Annotated in this window: 3 protein-coding genes; all 3 read left to right on the forward strand. The window is 63.8% G+C overall.

Annotated elements, in window-relative coordinates:
- The first annotated feature begins 92 nt into the window (after window positions 1-92).
- Window positions 93-626 carry an ATP-dependent protease subunit HslV gene (gene hslV / locus AC1DMG_RS20930; protein ID WP_046972849.1) on the forward strand — a complete coding sequence of 178 codons (534 nt, stop codon included), beginning with the start codon at window positions 93-95 and terminating at the stop codon, window positions 624-626.
- A gap of 79 nt (window positions 627-705) precedes the next feature.
- Window positions 706-2,043, forward strand: coding sequence for an ATP-dependent protease ATPase subunit HslU (gene hslU / locus AC1DMG_RS20935; RefSeq protein ID WP_477181037.1), 1,338 nt, complete (start codon window positions 706-708; stop codon window positions 2,041-2,043).
- A 36-nt stretch (window positions 2,044-2,079) separates the two neighbouring features.
- Window positions 2,080-2,694, forward strand: coding sequence for a hypothetical protein (locus AC1DMG_RS20940; RefSeq protein ID WP_046972847.1), 615 nt, complete (start codon window positions 2,080-2,082; stop codon window positions 2,692-2,694).
- The last annotated feature ends 782 nt before the right edge of the window (window positions 2,695-3,476 follow it).

Below are 3,476 nucleotides of genomic sequence, written 5' to 3' on the forward strand. Positions count from 1 at the left end.
GGGTGCGCTCCCACAAGGGCTGGCCGGGCGGCGGCTTGGATTCCGCCCTTACGGCCCCACCTTTGGCGAATTCACTCTTTACGGAGTCCCCCATGGAATCCTTTCACGCCACGACCATCGTTTCGGTGCGCCGCAACGGACAGGTCGTGATTGGCGGCGATGGCCAGGTCACCCTCGGCAACACGGTGATGAAGGCCAACGCCCGCAAGATCCGCCGCCTGGGCAAAGGCAATGTGATCGCCGGTTTCGCCGGCGCCACCGCCGACGCCTTCACCTTGTTCGAGCTGTTTGAGCAGAAGCTGGACAAGCACGGCGGCAACCTCACCCGCGCCGCGGTGGAGCTGGCCAAGGAATGGCGCACCGATCGCCGCCTGGGCCGCCTCGAAGCCATGCTGGCAGTGGCCGACAAAGAGGCCTCGCTGCTGATCTCCGGCAACGGCGACGTGCTGGAACCCGAACATGGCTTGATCGCCATCGGCTCGGGCGGTCCTTACGCGCAGTCTGCCGCGTTGGCATTGCTTGAAAACACCGAGATGGATTCGCGCGCCATCGTCGAGCGCGCGCTGAAGATCGCCGGCGACATCTGCATCTATACCAACCACAACACCACGATCGAGGAGCTGTAAGCGCTCGGCGCGACGGCTCTTGGTCCCGTCGTTTTGCTGATGCAGAACGAGGGCGAAAACTCATCTTTCCGGTGAACTCATGTCCGAACTTACTCCCCGCGAAATCGTCAACGAACTCGACCGCTACATCATCGGCCAGCACGACGCCAAGCGCGCCGTGGCGATTGCACTGCGCAACCGCTGGCGCCGCATGCAGCTGGAACCGGGCTTGCGCGACGAAGTAACGCCCAAGAACATCCTGATGATCGGTCCSACCGGCGTSGGCAAGACCGARATCGCSCGCCGCCTSGCCAMGCTGGCCRATGCGCCRTTCRTSAAGRTSGARGCCACCAAGTTCACCGAGGTGGGCTAYGTGGGCAAGGATGTCGAATCCATCGTCCGCGACCTCGCCGACGTCGCCTATAAGCTGGTGCGCGAGCAGGCCATGAAGCGCGTGCGCACGCAGGCCGAAGACCGCGCCGAAGACCGCATCCTCGACGCCCTGCTGCCGCGCCGCCAGACCCCTTCGGACTGGTCGCACGACGCCGCGCCCAGCAGCGAGCAGAACGACACCCGCCAGAAACTGCGCAAGCAGCTGCGCGAAGGCGCCCTGGACGATCGCGAGATCGAGCTCGACTTCGCCACCAACGTCGGCGTGGAAATCATGTCCCCGCCGGGCATGGAGGAAATGGGTCAGCAGCTGCGCCAGATGTTCCAGAACATGGGCGGCGGCAAGACCCAGCAGCGCAAGGTCGCGATCAAGGCGGCTCGTCCCATGCTGGTGGAAGAAGAAGCCGCCAAGCTGCTCAACGAGGAAGAAGTGCGCGCGCAGGCCATGCAGTCGGCCGAACAGAACGGCATCGTCTTCATCGACGAGATCGACAAGATCGCCCAGCGCTCCGAGTGGGGCGGCGCCGGCGTCAGCCGCGAAGGCGTGCAGCGCGACCTGCTGCCGCTGGTGGAAGGCTCGACCGTGTCGACCAAGTACGGCCCGATCAAGACCGACCACATGCTGTTCATCGCCTCCGGCGCGTTCTCGCTGGCCAAGCCCTCGGACCTGATCCCGGAGCTGCAGGGCCGCCTGCCGATCCGCGTGGAGCTGTCGGCGCTGTCGGTGGGCGACTTCAAGCGCATTCTGCGCGAGCCGCATAACGCCTTGACCAAGCAGTACATCGCCTTGCTGGGTACCGAGGGCGTGACGATCACCTTCACGGAGGAAGGCATCGACCGCCTGGCCGAGGTGGCTTTCCAGGTGAACGAGCGGACCGAGAACATCGGCGCCCGCCGCCTGCACACCGTGATCGAGCGCCTGCTGGAGAAGATCTCCTACGAAGCTGCTGACAAATCCGGCGAAAAATACCTGATCGACGCCGAATATGTGGATAAAAACCTCGGCGTGCTGGTCCAGGACGAGGATTTGTCGCGTTACATCCTGTAAACAAGGGGAAAGCCCCGGGCTGGTAAAATTTTGACCATGGGAAATGTGATTGAACTGAAGACCACCGGCCAGCGGGCTCAGCTGCGCGAGGCGCAGCAGAAGCATCAGCTGGTCCGGTTATGGCGCGGTGAACTCGAACACGGCAGCTTCTGTGGCTACGTGGGCGGGGTTGGCCGTGAATTCTTTCTGCTGTGGGTGGTCGGTGACGGCATCACCTATGACGGCATGTACGTGATGCGCCACCGCGACGTTTCCGAACTGGAAGCGCCGGACAAACACGCGCCCTTCATGGAAAAGGCGCTGGTCCTCAAGCACCTGATGCCGCGTCCGCCCCGGGGCTTCCCGCTGGACGACATCCGCAGCGTCATCCAGGCCGCTGCCGCCCAGGCACCCGTCATCGGCGTGCACGTGGACAGCGAGGACGAGGCCGAGGTCTGCTACATCGGCCGACTGATCAGCGTGGAAGAAGACGGCTTCAACATGCAGGAGATCTCTCCCGACGCGGAATGGCTGCGCGAAGCGTCGTTCTTCTCATGGGATGAGGTGTCCACGGTAAGCATCGAAGACGGCTACGCCACATCGCTGCTGGCCGTTGCCGGTACTCCACCGCCGCTGGAGCAGGGCGATTCGGGCGTAGGGCACGCGCAGTAGGGTTTGATTGGTTTGATTGGAAGAAGCAAAGGCCGCCTCCGGGCGGCCTTTCTTTTTGCCTGCAGGTCAGACGGTCTTGTCTGTGGGAGCGCACCCTGTGCGCGACAGCCACGCTGGGGTGTACCGCTCYGTAGGWTSGTCGCGCACAGGGTGCGCTCCCACAAAGAGCCGATCGATACTGACTTRCGCGATCCCTTGTAGGAGCGCACTTGTGCGCGACCGCGGCGCTCGGATGTACCGCTCCGTCGGTTGGTCGCGCACAAGTGCGCTCCTACAAAAGACCTGCCCGGCCCAGTAGCGCCTGGCGTTGTTCGGCTCTTGRTSYGGCTCTTCGCYCYCGGRGTCCCCGTATGACGCGGCGGGCGGGTGGAGGAAAGCCCGAAGGGTGGCCGCATGGATGCGGCCAGTTTTTCGACAGGACAGGGATGTCCTGTCGAAAAACCCCGTAACCCGCACGCGCACCTGGAGGGCCGAAGGCCCGGAAGGCGCGTCATCCGGGGTGCCGTTTCTTTTGGTTACTTTTCTTTGGGCAAGCAAAGAAAAGTAACTCGGGCCGCGGCAGCGGCACGGAAGCCCGCGGCAGGCGAACCAGATCGCGGCATCGCGACAATCAAAGACCGCCGCTACTGGATGACCAGCCATCCGGCTGTTGAAGAGCGCTTCCGGCCCTCGCCCCCTCTTGTGGGGTGCGCCGGGATGACGAGCAAGAACTACGCACCGTCTCTGTTTCACGATGAGTCTAGATTGGCCCCTCACCCCAACCCTCTCCCCGGCGGGGAGGG

The organism is Dyella sp. 01N36 (assembly GCF_056399745.1).

What these genes read in the sequence shown, in the direction of transcription:
- hslV (WP_046972849.1), top strand. Translation starts at nt 93, where the DNA reads ATGGAATCCTTTCACGCCACGACCATCGTTTCGGTGCGCCGCAACGGA.
- AC1DMG_RS20940 (WP_046972847.1), top strand. Translation starts at nt 2,080, where the DNA reads ATGGGAAATGTGATTGAACTGAAGACCACCGGCCAGCGGGCTCAGCTG.